14 protein-coding genes are annotated in these 15,563 nt (G+C 67.5%); 9 read left to right on the top strand and 5 right to left on the bottom strand.

Going from position 1 to position 15,563, the window contains the following annotated elements:
- Positions 1–56: 56 nt before the first annotated feature.
- The 6 genes from ACQY8M_RS03805 (at position 57) to ACQY8M_RS03780 (ending at position 7,542) form a co-directional block, all read left to right on the top strand.
- Positions 57–518, top strand: a complete 462-nt coding sequence (locus tag ACQY8M_RS03805; protein WP_428669159.1) for a rhodanese-like domain-containing protein — start codon at positions 57–59, stop codon at positions 516–518.
- A 68-nt stretch (positions 519–586) separates the two neighbouring features.
- A complete protein-coding gene (gene dnaA, locus ACQY8M_RS03800) occupies positions 587–1,993 on the top strand; it encodes a chromosomal replication initiator protein DnaA (RefSeq protein ID WP_428669158.1) in 1,407 nt (468 codons plus the stop codon).
- 209 nt (positions 1,994–2,202) lie between these two features.
- A complete protein-coding gene (gene dnaN, locus ACQY8M_RS03795) occupies positions 2,203–3,321 on the top strand; it encodes a DNA polymerase III subunit beta (RefSeq protein WP_428669157.1) in 1,119 nt (372 codons plus the stop codon).
- On the top strand, positions 3,318–4,523 hold the full coding sequence (recF, locus tag ACQY8M_RS03790; protein WP_428669156.1) for a DNA replication/repair protein RecF: 1,206 nt from the start codon (positions 3,318–3,320) through the stop codon (positions 4,521–4,523). Before dnaN ends, recF begins: the two co-directional genes overlap by 4 nt.
- 18 nt (positions 4,524–4,541) lie before the next feature.
- Entirely contained in the window at positions 4,542–6,995 is a 2,454-nt protein-coding gene (gene gyrB, locus ACQY8M_RS03785) for a DNA topoisomerase (ATP-hydrolyzing) subunit B (protein ID WP_428669155.1), read from the top strand.
- Entirely contained in the window at positions 6,988–7,542 is a 555-nt protein-coding gene (locus ACQY8M_RS03780) for a hypothetical protein (RefSeq protein WP_428669154.1), read from the top strand. Before gyrB ends, ACQY8M_RS03780 begins: the two co-directional genes overlap by 8 nt.
- Before the next feature lie 113 nt (positions 7,543–7,655).
- Here the strand turns inward: ACQY8M_RS03780 and ACQY8M_RS03775 are convergent, their stop codons facing one another.
- Together ACQY8M_RS03775 and ACQY8M_RS03770 are read right to left on the bottom strand one after the other, a co-directional pair.
- Entirely contained in the window at positions 7,656–8,051 is a 396-nt protein-coding gene (locus ACQY8M_RS03775) for a PaaI family thioesterase (RefSeq protein WP_428669153.1), read from the bottom strand.
- Positions 8,052–8,063: 12 nt separating this feature from the next.
- Positions 8,064–8,483 (bottom strand): hypothetical protein, encoded by a 420-nt coding sequence (locus ACQY8M_RS03770; RefSeq protein WP_428669152.1) that lies wholly within the window; start codon positions 8,481–8,483, stop codon positions 8,064–8,066.
- Between the two features lie 112 nt (positions 8,484–8,595).
- On the opposite strand from ACQY8M_RS03770, the gene ACQY8M_RS03765 reads away from it, so the two are divergent.
- A complete protein-coding gene (locus tag ACQY8M_RS03765; RefSeq protein ID WP_428669151.1) occupies positions 8,596–9,438 on the top strand; it encodes a helix-turn-helix domain-containing protein in 843 nt (280 codons plus the stop codon).
- A gap of 26 nt (positions 9,439–9,464) precedes the next feature.
- Here the strand turns inward: ACQY8M_RS03765 and ACQY8M_RS03760 are convergent, their stop codons facing one another.
- The 3 genes from ACQY8M_RS03760 to ACQY8M_RS03750 form a co-directional block, all read right to left on the bottom strand.
- On the bottom strand, positions 9,465–10,457 hold the full coding sequence (locus ACQY8M_RS03760) for a D-2-hydroxyacid dehydrogenase (RefSeq protein WP_428669150.1): 993 nt from the start codon (positions 10,455–10,457) through the stop codon (positions 9,465–9,467).
- Positions 10,458–10,466: 9 nt separating this feature from the next.
- On the bottom strand, positions 10,467–12,176 hold the full coding sequence (locus ACQY8M_RS03755; RefSeq protein WP_428669149.1) for a SulP family inorganic anion transporter: 1,710 nt from the start codon (positions 12,174–12,176) through the stop codon (positions 10,467–10,469).
- A 307-nt stretch (positions 12,177–12,483) separates the two neighbouring features.
- Positions 12,484–14,031: an alpha/beta hydrolase gene (locus ACQY8M_RS03750; protein WP_428669148.1), complete on the bottom strand. Its 1,548-nt coding sequence runs from the start codon at positions 14,029–14,031 to the stop codon at positions 12,484–12,486.
- Between the two features lie 107 nt (positions 14,032–14,138).
- Between ACQY8M_RS03750 and ACQY8M_RS03745 the strand changes: the two genes are divergently transcribed.
- Positions 14,139–15,386: an MFS transporter gene (locus tag ACQY8M_RS03745; RefSeq protein WP_428669147.1), complete on the top strand. Its 1,248-nt coding sequence runs from the start codon at positions 14,139–14,141 to the stop codon at positions 15,384–15,386.
- Complete coding sequence (locus tag ACQY8M_RS03740) at positions 15,383–15,520, top strand: hypothetical protein (RefSeq protein ID WP_428669146.1); 138 nt, start codon at positions 15,383–15,385, stop codon at positions 15,518–15,520. Before ACQY8M_RS03745 ends, ACQY8M_RS03740 begins: the two co-directional genes overlap by 4 nt.
- Positions 15,521–15,563: the final 43 nt, after the last annotated feature.

The following is a 15,563-nucleotide window of genomic DNA, read 5'->3' as shown; positions in this document are numbered from 1 at the left end:
TTCGAACTCAAGGCTCGTAGCCTGTGCCCTGCATCGTAGAATGAAGAGCGGGGGCCATGTCGAACAACAAGATCGCCGGCACGTACGAGGTTTCCCCCGCCGCCGGCTACGCCGGCGATGTGGCGCCGTCGATCGCCTGGAAGATCCTCAACGAGAGCAAGGACGCGGTTCTGATCGACGTGCGCACGCGCGCCGAATGGAACTATGTGGGCCTGCCGGAGTTGGCATCAGCCGGCAAGAAGCCGGCGTTGCTTGAGTGGCAGGTCTTTCCGAGCATGCAGGTGAACCCTGAATTCGTGTCGACGCTTGGGGGCGCAATCGCCGACAAGGACACCCCGCTGCTGTTTCTGTGTCGAAGCGGGGTGAGGTCGGCAGCGGCGGCGAGAGCCATGACCGCTGCCGGATACAGTACGTGTCTAAATGTGAGTGATGGTTTCGAGGGGCCGATGGACGCGCAGGGCAAGCGCGGCTCGGAGGCGGGGTGGAAGGCGTCGGGACTTCCATGGAGACAATCTTGAACAAGCTTCTATCGTCGACGTCGGGCAACGACGCAGCATTCGACCACAAAATTATTGCGGGGGCAGGCATGGATGATGAGGGCCGAAAGGAACTTGAAGCACAGTGGGCTCGGGTTTGTGATCGGCTCCGCAAGGAAATCGGCGACAAGGCCTTCAAGACATGGTTCGGCGAAGTCGAGCCCGGTGAGGCCAGGGCCGGCAAGGTCCGCCTCTATGCGCCGACCCGCTTCGTCCGCGACTGGGTAAGCCGCCACTACGGCGACCGCGTGCTGGCCTATTGGCAGTCGGTGAACACCGAGGTGACGAGCGTCGAGGTCAATCTCGTGCCGCCGCCGGCGCCGCGCCGCGCGAACGACATCATCGCCATGCCGCCGGTTCCGGCCGCGCCGAACTTCCAGCAGCCGATGCCGCGCATGGGGCCTGCCATCGGGCGCGGCAGCGACGACAGCTTCCAGGGACCGGAGGCGCGCCACACCTTCGCCAACTTCGTCGTCGGCAAGCCCAACGAATTCGCCTATGCCGCTGCGCGCAACATCGCCGAGCAGGACCGGCCGCTGCCCGAGCGCAACCCGCTCTATATTTTCGGCGGCGTCGGGCTCGGCAAGACTCACCTGATGCACGCCATCTGGCACGTCATCCGCGAGCGCGATCCCAAAACCCGCGTGCTCTACCTCACGGCCGAGAGCTTCGTGAACCGCTTCATCACGGCGCTGCGCACTAAGAACACCGGCCAGTTCAAGGAGCTGTTCCGCAACGTCGACGTGCTGATGGTGGACGACGTGCAGTTCATCTGCGGCAAGGAGGCGAGCCAGGACGAGTTCTTCTTCACCTTCAATTCGCTGGTCGAGCAGAACAAGCAGATCGTGCTGTCCTCGGAGAAGCCGCCGAGCGAATTGCAGGACATCGAGGAGCGCATGCGCTCGCGACTCGGCTCGGGCCTCGTCGCCGACATCCACTCCTCGACCTACGAGCTGCGTCTGTCGATTCTGCAGACCAAGGCGGAGCATGCACGGGTGCCCGTGCCGATGGCCGTGCTCGAGTTCCTCGCGCACAAGATCAGCACCAACATTCGCGAGCTCGAGGGCGCGTTGAACCGGGTCGTGGCGCACGGCCAGCTGATCGGCCGCGAGATCACGGTCGAGATGGCGCAGGACGTGCTTCACGACCTGCTGCGCCAGGCCGACCGCAAGGTGACCGTCGACGAGATCCAGCAGCGGGTCGCCGCCCACTACAACATCAAGCTCGCCGAGATGAGCTCGCCGCGGCGCGCCCGTTCGGTCGCGCGCCCCCGCCAGGTAGCGATGTACCTCGCCAAGCAGCTCACCACCTTGAGCCTGCCGCAGATCGGCAAGCGCTTCGGCAATCGCGACCATACGACCGTCATGCATGCCGTGCGCAAGATCGAGGAACTGAAGGTTTCCGACCTCTCGATTGCGGAAGATGTCGAGCTGCTCAAGCGCCAGTTGCAGGGCTGAAGCGACTTGAGGACGAGATTTCGAACGGGGCCGATGAGGCCCCGTTTTTCGTTGTTTCATCGGGGCTTAAGCGCCTTCCCGGCGGCGAAATCGCTTCCCGGCTGCGGCCCCCGTGCTATACTTCCCGACCGTTCCGCAATGGCCCGTCCGGCGCTGCGAAACGGGGTGTCCCAACCGGTTATTCTGGCCCTCGTTATAGCGACCGAACCATGAAATTGACGATCGAACGGGCAGCCCTCCTGAAGGCGCTGGCCCATGTGCAAAGTGTCGTCGAGCGCCGGAACACGATCCCCATCCTGTCGAACGTGCTGATCACCGCCCAGAAGGGCCGCCTCAGCCTGGCCGCGACCGACATGGATCTCGCCATCACCGAAACGGTCGAGGCGAACGCTTCCAAGACCGGCTCCACCACCGCGCCCGCCCACACCCTTTACGAGATCGTGCGCAAGCTGCCCGACGGCGCGCAGGTCGAGCTCGAGGCCTCGAGCGACGGCAACAGCCTCACCATTCGCGCCGGCCGCTCGCGCTTCACGCTCCAGTGCCTGCCGCCAGCCGATTTTCCGGCGATGAACGAGGGCGACCTGCCGCATCGCTTCCAGATCCCGGCAACCGACCTCAAGGGCATCATCGACCGCACGCGCTTCGCCATCTCCAACGAGGAGACGCGGTATTACCTGAACGGCATCTATTTCCACGCCGCCAAGTCGGGCGGCACCGACGTGCTGCGCGGCGTGGCGACCGACGGCCATCGCCTGGCGCGGGTCGAGGTTCCGATGCCCAAGGGCGCCGACGAGATCCCGGGCGTGATCGTGCCGCGCAAGACCGTGGGCGAGGTCCGCAAGCTGCTCGACGAGAGCGACGGCTCGGTCGACGTCGAGCTTTCCGATACCCGCATCCGCTTCGCCAGCGGCAACGTCACCCTGATCAGCAAGCTGATCGACGGCACCTTCCCCGACTACGAGCGGGTGATTCCGACCGGCAATGACAAGATTCTGAATGTGCCGTGCAAGGAATTTGCCCACGCCGTCGACCGCGTCTCCACCATCTCGACCGAGAAATCGCGGGCCATCAAGCTCGCTGTCGCCAACGGCGTGGTGACGCTCTCGGCCACCAGCCCGGACGCCGGCAGCGCCACCGAGGAGATCGAAGTCGACTACAAGGCCACCGCTTTGGAGATCGGCTTCAACTCGCGCTACCTGCTCGACATCACCGAGCAGATCGTCGGATCGGAAGCCCGTTTCCTGATGGCCGACGCAGGATCGCCCACCCTGGTGCGTGACGGCGCCGACGAGAGCGCGCTCTACGTGCTCATGCCGATGCGGGTATGACGGCGGCGCCGAACAGCGCTCTTGCCTATAGTCCCGACGCCGCATCCGGCGCTGCGCCGGCCACCCTGGCCGTGCGCCAGCTCCGGCTCACCGATTTCCGCAACTACCGCCAGCTCCGCCTCGACTGCGAGCTGGCACCGGTCGTCCTGGTCGGCGCCAACGGCGCGGGCAAGACCAACCTCCTGGAGGCACTGTCTTTCCTGGTGCCCGGCCGCGGCCTGCGGCGCGCGCGCCTCGACGAGGTCTGCCGCCGCTCACGCAGAGATGAGGCGGGTGCCGCCGCCTGGGCGGTCGCCGCCACCCTCGATACGCCGGACGGGCGGGTCGCCATCGGCACCGGACTGGAGCCGGCTCGCAGCGAGGGTAGCCTGCTGCGCCGGGTGGTGCGGGTCGACGGAAGGCCGGCTGCGAGCCAGACCGTGCTCGGCCTGCATGTCGCCGCCGTCTGGCTGACGCCGCAGCTCGACCGGCTGTTCCTCGACGGTGCCAGCGACCGCCGCCGCTTCCTCGACCGGCTGGTGACGGCGCTGCATCCCGAGCACGCCGGCGACGCCGCGGCCTACGAGAACGCGCTCCGCCAGCGAAGCCGTCTGCTGGGCGAGGGCAACCGCGACCCGCACTGGTTCACCGCGCTGGAAGACACCATGGCCCGCCACGGCGTGGCGCTTGCCGCCAACCGGGCCGACACCGTGCAGCGCCTCGATGCGGCGGCGCGGCTGGGCGTCGGCCCTTTCCCGCGCGCCTCGCTCGCCATGGCGGGCGAGATCGATGGCTGGGTCGCCTCGATGGCGGCCCTCGATGCCGAGGACCGGCTGCGCGCGACACTCGCTGCCAACCGCTTGCGCGATGCCGAGTCCGGCACCACATCCGTGGGGCCGCATCGCAGCGATCTCGCCGTGCGCCACCTCGATCTCGATCTGCCGGCCGCCGAGGGTTCGACGGGCCAGCAAAAGGCCGTGCTGGTCTCGATCGCCCTGGCCCATGCGCGGCTGGTGGCGCTGTCGCGCGGCCGGCCGCCGCTCTTGCTGCTCGACGAGATTGCGGCCCACCTCGATTCGGAGCGCCGCGAGGCGCTGTTCGACGAGGTGGTGGCGCTGGGCGCGCAGAGCTGGATGACCGGCACCGATGCCGAGCTTTTCAAGCCGCTCGCCGGCCGTGCGCAGCTGTTGCGCGTGGCCGACGGATCGATCGCGGCGACCTGACCCTTCCGGGATGTGACGATGAGCGAGAACGAACTGAACCGCGCGACCGCCGGCAACGGCGAGGACTACGATGCCGATTCCATCAAGGTGCTGCGGGGCCTCGAAGCCGTGCGCAAGCGGCCGGGCATGTATATCGGCGACACCGACGACGGCACCGGCCTGCATCACATGGTCTACGAGATCGTCGACAATGCGATCGACGAGTCGCTGGCCGGCTATTGCGACCGGGTCGACGTTGTGCTGCACGGCGACGGCTCGGTCACGGTGCGCGACAACGGCCGCGGCGTGCCGGTCGACATCCATCGCGAGGAGGGCATCTCCGCCGCCAACGTGATCTTCACCCAGCTCCATGCCGGCGGGAAGTTCGACCAGAACTCCTACAAGGTGTCGGGCGGCCTGCACGGCGTCGGCGCCGCGGTGGTCAATGCGCTGTCGGAGCATCTCGACCTGCGCATCTGCCGCAACGGCAAGGAATACTTCATGCGCTTCCGCCACGGCGAGCCCGACAAGGACCTCGAGCTGGTGGGCGACGCGCCGGAAGGCAAGCGCGGCACGGAAGTCACCTTCCTGCCCTCCAAGGAGACCTTCACCAAGACCGAGTACGACTTCGCCACCCTGGAGCACCGGCTGCGCGAGCTCGCCTTCCTGAATTCGGGCGTGCGCATCGTGCTGGCCGACGAGCGCGGGGCAGAGCCGAAGGTCTCCGAATTGTACTTCGAGGGCGGCGTCGAGGCCTTTGCCAAGTACCTCGACCGCAACAAGACGGTGCTGCACAACCCGCCGGTCTCGATCCGCGGCGAGCGCGACGGCATGACGGTCGAAGTCGCCATGCAGTGGAACGACAGCTATCACGAGACGATGCTGTGCTTCACCAACAACATCCCGCAGAGGGACGGCGGCACGCATCTCGCGGGTTTCCGCGGCGCGCTCACCCGTACCCTGAACAAGTATGCCGACGAGGGCGGCATGTCGAAGAAGGAAAAGGTCTCGCTCACCGGCGAGGACATGCGCGAGGGCCTGACCTGCGTGCTGTCGGTCAAGGTGCCCGATCCGAAATTCTCCTCGCAGACCAAGGACAAGCTGGTCTCCTCCGAGGTCCGGCCCGTGGTCGAGTCGGTGGTTGGCGACAAGCTCGGCCAATGGTTCGAGGAGCACCCGACGGAGACAAAGAAGATCCTCACCAAGGTGGTCGAGGCCGCCGCCGCGCGCGAGGCCGCCCGCAAGGCGCGCGAACTCACCCGGCGCAAGGGCGCGCTCGATGTCAGCTCGCTGCCCGGCAAGCTCGCCGATTGCCAGGAGCGCGATCCGGCGCTCTCCGAGCTGTTCATCGTCGAGGGCGATTCGGCCGGCGGCTCGGCCAAGCAGGGCCGCAACCGCGCCAACCAGGCGATCCTGCCCCTGCGCGGCAAGATCCTGAACGTCGAGCGCGCGCGCTTCGACAAGATGCTGTCGTCAGCCGAGATCGGCACGCTGATCACCGCGCTCGGCACCGGCATCGGCCATGACGACTTCACGCTCGACAAGCTGCGCTACCACAAGATCATCATCATGACGGACGCCGACGTCGACGGCAGCCACATCCGCACGCTGCTGATGACGTTCTTCTATCGCCAGATGCGCGACCTGATCGAGCGCGGCCATCTCTATATCGCCCAGCCGCCGCTGTTCAAGGCGGCCAAGGGCAAGTCGGCGATCTACCTCAAGGACGAGCGCGCGCTCGACAACCACCTGATCGACAGCGGACTGGAAGGCGCCACCTTCAGGCTGGGCGACGGCACGGTACAGGCCGGGGACGACCTGCGCCGCACCGTCGACATCGCCCATTCGGTCGCCAACCTGGTGAAGCCGCTGTCGCTGTCGCGCAGGGTCACCAGCCAGGCGGTGATCGAACAGGCGGCGATCGCGGGTGCCCTCAATCCCGATATCCTCGCCGATGCCACCCTGGGCAAGCAAACGGCGGACTACATCGCCCGACGGCTCGACGCGGTGAGCCCCGTGCTCGAGCGCGGCTGGGCAGGCGACCCGACGCCCGACGGCGGCCTCGTCTTCACGCGCCGCCTGCGCGGCGTCAACGAACGTCACGTGATCGACGGCCCGCTGATCAAGAGCGCCGAGGCCCGCAAGCTCGACGCGCTCGCGTCCGAGCTGCAGGCCGTCTACATGCGGACCGGTGTCTTTGCAGTGAAGGACAAGGAGACCAGCATCTCCTCTCCCACCGAGCTCTACGCCGCGGTCCTCGATGCCGGGCGCAAGGGCGTTGCTATCCAGCGCTACAAGGGTCTGGGCGAGATGAATCCCGACCAGCTTTGGGAGACCACACTCGATCCCGAGGCGCGCACGCTGCTGCAGGTCAAGATCAACCATGCCGACGAGGCCGACGAGATCTTTGCCACGCTGATGGGCGACGTCGTCGAACCGCGGCGCGACTTCATCCAGGAAAACGCCCTCAAGGTCGCCAATCTCGATGTCTAGGATCATCTCCCTGCTGCTCGCCCTCGTCCTCCTGCCAGGGGCCGCGTTCGCACAGGCACCGACAGTCGAGCCGGGCACCAGGCTTTCCTTCCCACCGACGCTCGGCGGAGCGACGCTGACCCAGTCGGCAAGTCGAGGCGGCGGATCGAGCTACCAGTACGCCACGCCCAATGGCATGGAAGTGATCGTCGACGTCTACGGCGGTTCGCGGCGCGCTCCGAACGGCAGCAGCCATCCCACGATCCTGAACCAGTTCAACGACGAGCTCTCGAGCCTCGCCCAGCAGGCGGCCGCGTCGGGCCTGTCGAGCTTCGAGAAGCCGGCCGTGCCGTCGGCCTGCACCTACGGCGCGTACACGTTCCGCTGCACCACCTTTAGCGCATCGGGCGGCAACGCCGGCCGCATCTCCGGAAAGCTCCTCCTCATCGGCTATCGCGAGCACTTCCTGAAGATCGTCATCAACTGGGCGCAGAGAAGCGGCCAGACCGCCGCCGACGCCGACAAGGTGCTGAACACTTTCGTGCCGGCCCTGATGCCGGGGCGCTGAGTCTGGCCGTCTCATGGCTGGGAGCGCGGCTCTCCAGAGCCGCTCATGGGCACGGCAACCGAAGGAAGAGCGGCTCTGGAGAGCCGCGCTCCCAGCAAAGATCCTGACCCGCGCTACAGCACCATCTGAGTCTGGGTGACGACCGCCACGAGCTTGCCCTCGGCAGTGGTGATGCGCGTCGTCCAGACCTGGGTGCGCCGCCCGCGATGGATCGGAGTGGTCTCGCCGATCACGGTCGTGCCGACCGGCGCCGGCCCGACGAAGTTGGTCTTGCTCTCGATCGTCGTGGTACCTTTGCCTTCCGGCAAGTTCAGGACCGTGGCGGCGGCGCCCAGCGTATCGGCGAAGGCCATCACCGCGCCGCCGTGCAGTATGTCGGGCCGCGTGCAGAGCTCGGGCGTGACCACCATCTCGGCCTTCACGCCCGCCTCGCTCGCGGCGACGAACTTCAGCCCCAGCACCTTGGCGAAAGGCAGTTGGCGGTCGTTCAGGAACTGAAGCTTGTCCATGGTCGTCTCCGTTCAGAGGGCGGCGCCGAGCCGGCGCAGGCCGAGATACTCCAGGATGGCGATGTCGGCCACGATCACGGCCACGACGACGATGCCTGCGATACCCGCGGTGGTCCACGACGCAGGCAGCACCAGCACCAGGGCACTTGCCGCGACCCAGGCGATGTCGGCGGCGAAGATCGCGCGCGCCCAGCCTTGGGGCAATGTCTCGCGCGAGGCAACCCAGCCGCAGATCACGCCGAACAGCACCACGCCGATGCCCAGGAGCTCGAAGACGACGGCGAGGTCGAGGCCCGCCACCGAGAGCGGGGCATGGGTGGCCCAGGCGGCGAAGGGCGCGGCACAGGCCACCCCAATGGCGCCGGAGACGACGGAGAAGATGGCGTTGCCCCACAGGGTACGCCGCAGCAGACGGTCGGATGAAGCGTTCATGACGTTCTCCTCGAGTTGAGCGAACGCCCCGAGACTTCGGCCGGAACCGGCCGGCCGGCAATTACGGGAGAGGTAATCGGCGGGCCGTCGGGCCGATGCTAGTCTTCCGGGCATGATGAACACCGCCCTGCCTGCCTCGGCCGTCCAGGCCGACCTGTTTGGCCCCATGCTGCGCGCCTGGCGCCGCCGGCGAGGCGCCAGCCAGCTCGCCCTCGCGCTGCAGTCGGGCGTGTCGCAGCGCCATGTCAGCTTCCTCGAGTCCGGCCGCGCCCGGCCCAGCCGCGAGATGGTGGTGCAGCTCACCTCCGCGCTCGATGTCCCGCTGCGCCAAAGGAATGCCATGCTGCTCGCCGCAGGCTTCGCGCCGGTCTATCGCGAGAGCAATCTCGCCGCCCCCGAGCTCGCGCCGGTACGCCAGGCGATCGACCGCATCCTCAAGCAGCAGGAGCCCTACCCGGCGATCGTGGTCGACCGGCTGTGGAACCTGCTGCAGGGAAATGACGCGGCCAACGCCTTCACCCTGTTCCTGTTCGAGGGCCCACCGCCCGCCTCGCCGCCGGGCAAGGGCCCGAACATCCTGCGCTGGATGCTCGATCCCCGGGCGTTGCGCCCCAAGCTTTCCAACTGGGAGCAGGTCGCCCGCCATCTCGTCTCGACCACCTATGCCGAGATCCTGGCCGACGGTGGCGAGCCCAAGGCACTGGCTTTCATCGAGGAGGTCATGGCCTTCCCCGACGTGCCGGCCTCGTTCCGCAAGCTGCGCTTCGAGGAGCGGCCGCAGCCGGTGCTGACGCTCGACTATATCGTCAGCGGCCGCTCGCTCTCGGTCTTCACCACCATCGCCACTCTCGGCACGCCGCAGGACGTCACCCTGCAGGAAGTCCGCATCGAGTGCTTCTTCCCGGCCGACGACCGCAGCGACGCGCTCTTTAAGAGCCTGGCGGCGCGGCGGTAGAACGGATCATCTTCCGGACTGCGGGCCTAACCCAGATTGTCGACGTCGTTGCGCAGGCTCTGCCCGGCGCGGAAACGGGCAAGGTTGTCGAGAAAGATCTCGAAGATCGCCTCGTTCTGGCCGAGCGAATGGCTGGCGGTGTGGGGCGAGATCAGGACGTTGGGCATGTCCCAGAGCGGCGAGGCCGGATCGAGCGGCTCGCGCTCGAACACATCGAGATAGGCACCGGCGAGATGACCGCTTTGCAGCGCGGCGATCACGTCCTTCTCGACCGCGATCTCGCCGCGCGAGACGTTGATGAAGTGCGAGCCGGCCGGCATGGCGGCGAAGACCGTTGCGTTGGCGATGCCGCGCGTCTGTGGCGAGGCCGGGCAGCACAGGATCAGCCAATCCGCCTGCGGCAATACGCTCGCCAGATCGGCATAGGCGAGGACGCGCTCTAACTCCGGCGCCGGTTCGGCCGTGCGGCGGACGCCGATCGAGGTCATGCCCAGCACCTTCAGGAGTGCCGCAATGTTGCGGCCGATCGGGCCCATGCCGACGATGACGGCGCGTTGCCCCTTGAGATCACGCGGCGAGCGTTCTGCCAACCGCGGCTCCCAGGCGTGGCGGCGCTGGGCATCGGCCAGCAGCGGAAAGCGCCGGTTGATCGCGATCAGCGCGCCCAGCACGCTGTGCGACACCGTCACCGCCGTCGCGCCCGACGCGGTGGTCACTTTTACGCCACGTCCGCGCAGTTCACGATAGATCGGCCGTTCGGCGCCGGCGGGATGGATCTGCAGCCATTTCAGGCTGGGCGACTTGCGGACCACCGCATCGAAGCCCGCGAGCTCGGGCGTGGGATTGTTGGAGCTCGACTTGCCGGTGACCTCGCGGGTCATGAAGGCGATGTCGGCGTCGCAGGGGCCGGATGCGGCGAGCGCGTCCTCCGACGTCACGAAAGTCAGGTCGGTGGCTGCGGTCTGGATTCGGTCGCCCCAGGTACGCAGGGCATAGTCGGATAGGAGAAGCTTCGGCATCCGCCGATCTTATACGGTGCTTCGTGCCTCGCGCAGTGCCTCGTCGATCGTCTCGCGATAAAGGCCAAGAGGCGGCGTCACGCCGGCAGCGGTCAGCGAATGGCGCACGGCGGGGCTGGTGCCGGTGAGGAACAGCCGCACCTTGTCGCGCGCGGTGCTGCGCGCCAAGGAAAAGATGACATTCGCAGCCGTAGAATCCACGAAGGGAACCGAGGCGAAGTCGAGAACGAACGCCTTGTGCCGATCGCCGATCCGGTCGAGCACGGCGGTCACCATAGACGCCGTGCCGAAGAAGAACGCCCCGGTCAGGCGATAGACCACCACGTCGCTGTCGACGACATCCGCCGCATCGTAGGGCGTGCGCGGCTTGGAGGTGTCGGCCTGGTCGGCCGCCACCATGGGCGTGCCGGACTGGATGGCCGCCGTCTGGGACAGGCGATGGAGAACGACGACGGTGCCGATCGCGCAGCCCACCACGATCCCTTCGGTGAGGTCGCGCAGAACGGTGAGTCCGAAGGTTGCCAGCAGGACGGCCGCGTCGCCGCGCGAGCTGCGCAGCAGTGCGACGAATTCGTGCTTCTCCGCCATGTTCCAGGCAACCACAGCGAGGACGCCGCCGAGCGCCGCGAGCGGGATGTAGGAGGCAAGCGGTGCCGCCACCAGGATGAACAGCAGCAGGAACACCGCATGCGCCATTCCGGCGACGGGCCCTCGCGCCCCCGCCCGCACGTTGGTGGCGGTTCGAGCGATCGTGCCGGTGACGCAGATGCCGCCGAACACCGCCGAGCCGATGTTGGCCGCGCCCTGCGCCACCAGCTCGCAGTTCGACCGGTGGCGGCGGCCGGTCATGCCGTCGGCCACCACAGCCGACAGAAGCGATTCGATGGCGCCGAGCAGCGCGAAGGCGAGTGCATCGGGCAATACGGCCTGGATCTTCGCGAGCGACAGGACGGGAAGATGCGGCGCCGGCAGCGCTGAGGGAATGCCGCCGAAGCGCGTGCCGATGGTCTCGACCGGCAGGCTGAAGGCCGCGGTCGCCAGGGCCGTCAGCGCAACGGCGATCAGCATGCCCGGCCAGTGGGGACGCCACCGACGCAGGCCAACGATCAGGCCGATCGAGACCCCCGCAAGCGCCACCGCCACCGGATTGATCGTCCCGCTGGCCTGTGCGAGCGCGGCGAGCTTCGGCACGATCTCGCCCGGTTCCTTGCCAGCAAGCGTGAGGCCGAAGAGATCGCGGATCTGGCTCGCGAAGATGATGACCGCGATGCCGGCGGTGAATCCCACCGTCACCGGATAGGGAATGAACTTGATGTAGGTTCCCAGCCGCAGGAAGCCCGCCGTCATCAGCAGGAGGCCGGCGATCGCAGTCGCCAGCACCAGGCCGTCGATTCCGTGGCGATCGACCGCTGCAGCAACGAGGACGATGAAGGCGCCTGCCGGCCCGCCGATCTGGAAGCGGCTGCCACCCAGCGCCGACACCAGGAAGCCGCCGACGATCGCCGTGTAGAGGCCGCGCTCCGGTGTCGTGCCGGAGGCGATCGCGATCGCCATCGAGAGCGGCAACGCCACGATCGCTACCGTGAGGCCGGCCATGATGTCGGCCCGCAGCGCCTGAAGGCCGTAGCCCTCGCTCAGGATCGTGATCAGCTTTGGCGTGAAGAGCGCGAGGAAGCTTGGCCGCTCTGCGGCCGGGCTGAAGGAGGTGTCGGCGGTCATTTTAACCAGAACTTTCTGTATAATAGGATTATTGGAGCACGCCGCGGCCCCGCTTGTCTTGATTCAAATCAGAAGGCGCCGTAGCGCGACCGCTCGCCCTGCCGCCGGCGGATGCGGTGAAAGCGTCGACGATGCGGGGCGATGATGTCGGCCGCGCCCCAGCGCTTCGTGGATCAGCCCTCCCGTCCGACCGGCGAGCGCCAGCGAGGCCGCCGGCATTGGGCGCCACCGAGGAGCGCTGGCTGAGGCAGGTGAGACTATCGGCAGCGTGACGATCGGGAAGTCGACGCCGGTATGGCGAGGCGGTTCATTCCTTCCTGTCTCCCTCACGCGCCGGCAACGCCTTGACCCTCTCGACCGCGCCCGCGAAGTCGGGCGGCGCGTCGGCGCGGCAAGGCAGCGGCCAGCGCGGATCGGGTGCATCGATGAATTCGTCGCGCAGGCGCGCCGCGCACTCGTCCTGGCTCGAGACGCCGTGGCCCTGGGCGCGGAAGAGCACGTGGCGCGATTCGGGAAGGTTCTTCGCCGCATCGCGGCCCCAGTTCGCCGGCGTCAGCCAATCGTAGCCACCGCTCATCAGCAGGGTCGGAACTGAGGCCGTGACCGGCTGGCGTTCGGCAGCCGTGGCCACCGGCACGCGCCACACCGGACAGAAGGCCGCCAACTTGCTGAGCTGCGCGCTGAGGCTGTAGACGCCGCCCGCCTGGATCGCGCGTTCGCGCGCACCCTGGTCGACGCCCGCCCAGGTCTCGCGGCATTCGATGGTGTTGAACAAGCCGCCGAATTGCTGCGCGTTGGTCTCGAGCAGGCCGCCGTCGTCCTCCTCGAGGTCCTCGGCGAACTGCTTCACCAGCCGCCTGTCGCCGCGCTTCAGCGCTGTCACGGCCTCGGGCACGAGCGCCGCCTCGCCCTGCCGCATCATGTGCAGCAGCACCAGCAGCAGCTTGGCGCCGTCGAGCTTCACCACCTGCGGCCCGTCCTCGAGCGCCAGCGTCATCTGGAGCGGCGTGCGATCGGCTTGCGCGAGCACGGCCCTGACGTTGGCGGCGAGGTCGGGATTGCGCTCGCGGCAGAGCTTGTCCGACGCGCACTCGGCGTAGAGCTGCTCGAACACGGTGCGGACGATCTCCGGCTCGTTCTGCTCGCCGTTGATCTGCGGCGGGTACACGCCGTCGAGCACGGCGGAACGCACGATGCCGGGATGACGGCGCATGGTCTCGAGCGCCCAGCGCGTGCCGTAGGAGATTCCGTAGAGGTTCACCTTGGAGAGCTGCATCGCCTTGGCGAGGTCGGCGACGTCGTCGGCCAGTGCCGGCGTCGAGTACATCGCGAGATCGATCTTGCGCTTGTCGAAGTCGGCGCGGCAGCGCAGCAGGATCTCGCGCTCCTGCGGCTCGGTCACGGCGCGGCGCCTGGCACGCGCCGGCTCCGACGTCCGCGCCTCGAAGCAGTCGAGGTTGGGCGTCGAGCCGCCCGCGCCGCGCTGGCTGAGGATGATGACGTCGCGGCGGCGGCGGATAACGGTGGTGTCGTTCCACCAATCACCTTCCGCCAGCGGGTCCGCGCCGGCGGTCGACGCGACGAGCGGCGAATCGCCGGGGCCGCCGGCGAGATAGATTACCGGATCGGCAGCGAGCGGCCGCTTTGCCTTGAGCACCGCGACCTTCAGCCGGACTTCCTGGCCCTTGGGGCTGGCGCGGTTCTCGGCCACGACCAGGGTGTAGCACTCGAGCTTGTCGCCGCGCGGCGGACGGAAGACGCAGCGATCGCGCTCCAGCCGTGGCATCGCCAGCGCGCCGTCGGCAAGGAGCGCAAGAAGCAATGCCACCAGCAACACGCGGAGGCAGGAGATCATTGTTTCGTTCTGCCACATAACTGCTTGTGACGGCATGAAGTAATTCTATGGGAGACCCCTCGGCCGATCGCTTGCAAGCTGCGTCCCCTCGCCGCAAGTTCCCCGCCATGACATCACGCTCCTACTGGACCGCCGTCTGGTGCGGCTTCCTCGTCCTCGCGATCGGTCTCGGCGTCCGCCAGAGCTTCGGCATCTTCCTCAAGCCCGTCTCGGCTGAATTACACGTCGGCAGAGAGTTATTTTCCTTCGGCACCGCGCTCTCGATGCTGCTGATGGGCTTCTGCGCACCCTTCGTCGGCCGTCTCGCCGACCGCTTCGGCTCCGCGCCGACCATCGCCGGCGGTGGCGTGCTCTACGTGCTGGGCATGATCGTCACCGCCACGATGCACGATGGGTTCATGCTCATCCTGGGCAACATCCTGGTCGGCATCGGCCTGTCGGCCGCCTCCTTCGGCCCTGTGCTCGGCGTGATCCTGCGTACGGCGCCGCCGGAAAAGGTCGCTCTCGCGGTCGGGCTCTGCTCGGCCGGCGGCTCGTTCGGGCAGTTCTTCATCGTGCCGCTGGCATCGGTGCTGCAGGGCTATTTCGGCGACTGGCGCCCCACAATGTGGGCGCTGACGGCGCTTGCCGCGCTGGTCATGCTGCTGCCGCTCGGGCTCAACGACAGCCGCCAGATCGCCGCCAACAAAAAGAAGGCAGGCGGCAATCAGACCTCGGGCCAGGCGCTGTCGGAAGCGTTCCGTCTGCCCAGCTACTGGTTGCTGGTCGTCGGCTTCTTCGTCTGCGGCTTCCACGTTGCTTTCGTCGGCGGCCATCTGCCCGCCTACATCTCCGACAAGGGCATTGGCCTGTCGCTGTTCGGCATCAAGCTCACGCCAGCCGAGCTGGGCGGGTGGAGCATCGGCATGGTCGGCCTGTTCAACATCGTGGGCTCCATCTTGTGGAGTGCGATGGCCAGCCGGCACCAGCGCAAGAATCTGCTGTCGCTGCTCTACCTGCTGCGCTCGGTCGTCTTCCTCGGCTTCGTCCTGGCGCCGCTGTCGGCGGCCTCGGTGCTGGTCTTCGCCGCGGCGCTCGGCTTCCTGTGGCTCGGCACGGTGCCGCTCACCAACTCCCTGGTCGGCTACATGTTCGGGCCGGTGCACATGACGATGCTGAACGGCATCGTGTTCCTCGGCCATCAGGTCGGCAGCTTCCTGGGAGGCTGGGGCGCCGGCAAGCTGTTCGACCTCCAGGGCAACTACGACACGATGTGGTGGATCGCGATCGGGCTCGGCGTGGTCGCCGCCCTGCTGCACTGGCCGATCGTCGAGAAGCCCGTGGCGCGGCCGCAGTTTGCCGCACAGCCCGCATGACGAGCGGCTGGCGCTCCCTGCTCGCGTGGAGCGCCGCCGCCCTGCTCGTGGCCGTCATCGCCGTGACGTTCGTGCTCTGGGGCACGAACGGCCCGGCCTACCTCGTCGACCTGATCGCGGCATACTGCCTTTGATCTGCTCCTCCTGCCCGCCGTGTCCAACGTAAGACTTGGCGCG

Origin of the sequence: Reyranella sp., assembly GCF_965279465.1 — a bacterium.
In the GTDB taxonomy this organism is placed as follows: domain Bacteria; phylum Pseudomonadota; class Alphaproteobacteria; order Reyranellales; family Reyranellaceae; genus Reyranella.
This window is presented reverse-complemented; position numbering and strand designations above follow the sequence as displayed.

Coding starts and splice junctions, on each gene's coding strand:
- ACQY8M_RS03805 (WP_428669159.1), top strand. CDS start 57: ATGTCGAACAACAAGATCGCCGGCACGTACGAGGTTTCCCCCGCCGCC.
- ACQY8M_RS03780 (WP_428669154.1), top strand. CDS start 6,988: ATGTCTAGGATCATCTCCCTGCTGCTCGCCCTCGTCCTCCTGCCAGGG.
- ACQY8M_RS03775 (WP_428669153.1), bottom strand. CDS start 8,051: ATGGACAAGCTTCAGTTCCTGAACGACCGCCAACTGCCTTTCGCCAAG.
- ACQY8M_RS03750 (WP_428669148.1), bottom strand. CDS start 14,031: ATGATCTCCTGCCTCCGCGTGTTGCTGGTGGCATTGCTTCTTGCGCTC.
- ACQY8M_RS03765 (WP_428669151.1), top strand. CDS start 8,596: ATGATGAACACCGCCCTGCCTGCCTCGGCCGTCCAGGCCGACCTGTTT.
- ACQY8M_RS03755 (WP_428669149.1), bottom strand. CDS start 12,176: ATGACCGCCGACACCTCCTTCAGCCCGGCCGCAGAGCGGCCAAGCTTC.
- ACQY8M_RS03745 (WP_428669147.1), top strand. CDS start 14,139: ATGACATCACGCTCCTACTGGACCGCCGTCTGGTGCGGCTTCCTCGTC.
- dnaA (WP_428669158.1), top strand. CDS start 587: ATGGATGATGAGGGCCGAAAGGAACTTGAAGCACAGTGGGCTCGGGTT.
- dnaN (WP_428669157.1), top strand. CDS start 2,203: ATGAAATTGACGATCGAACGGGCAGCCCTCCTGAAGGCGCTGGCCCAT.
- gyrB (WP_428669155.1), top strand. CDS start 4,542: ATGAGCGAGAACGAACTGAACCGCGCGACCGCCGGCAACGGCGAGGAC.
- ACQY8M_RS03770 (WP_428669152.1), bottom strand. CDS start 8,483: ATGAACGCTTCATCCGACCGTCTGCTGCGGCGTACCCTGTGGGGCAAC.
- recF (WP_428669156.1), top strand. CDS start 3,318: ATGACGGCGGCGCCGAACAGCGCTCTTGCCTATAGTCCCGACGCCGCA.
- ACQY8M_RS03760 (WP_428669150.1), bottom strand. CDS start 10,457: ATGCCGAAGCTTCTCCTATCCGACTATGCCCTGCGTACCTGGGGCGAC.
- ACQY8M_RS03740 (WP_428669146.1), top strand. CDS start 15,383: ATGACGAGCGGCTGGCGCTCCCTGCTCGCGTGGAGCGCCGCCGCCCTG.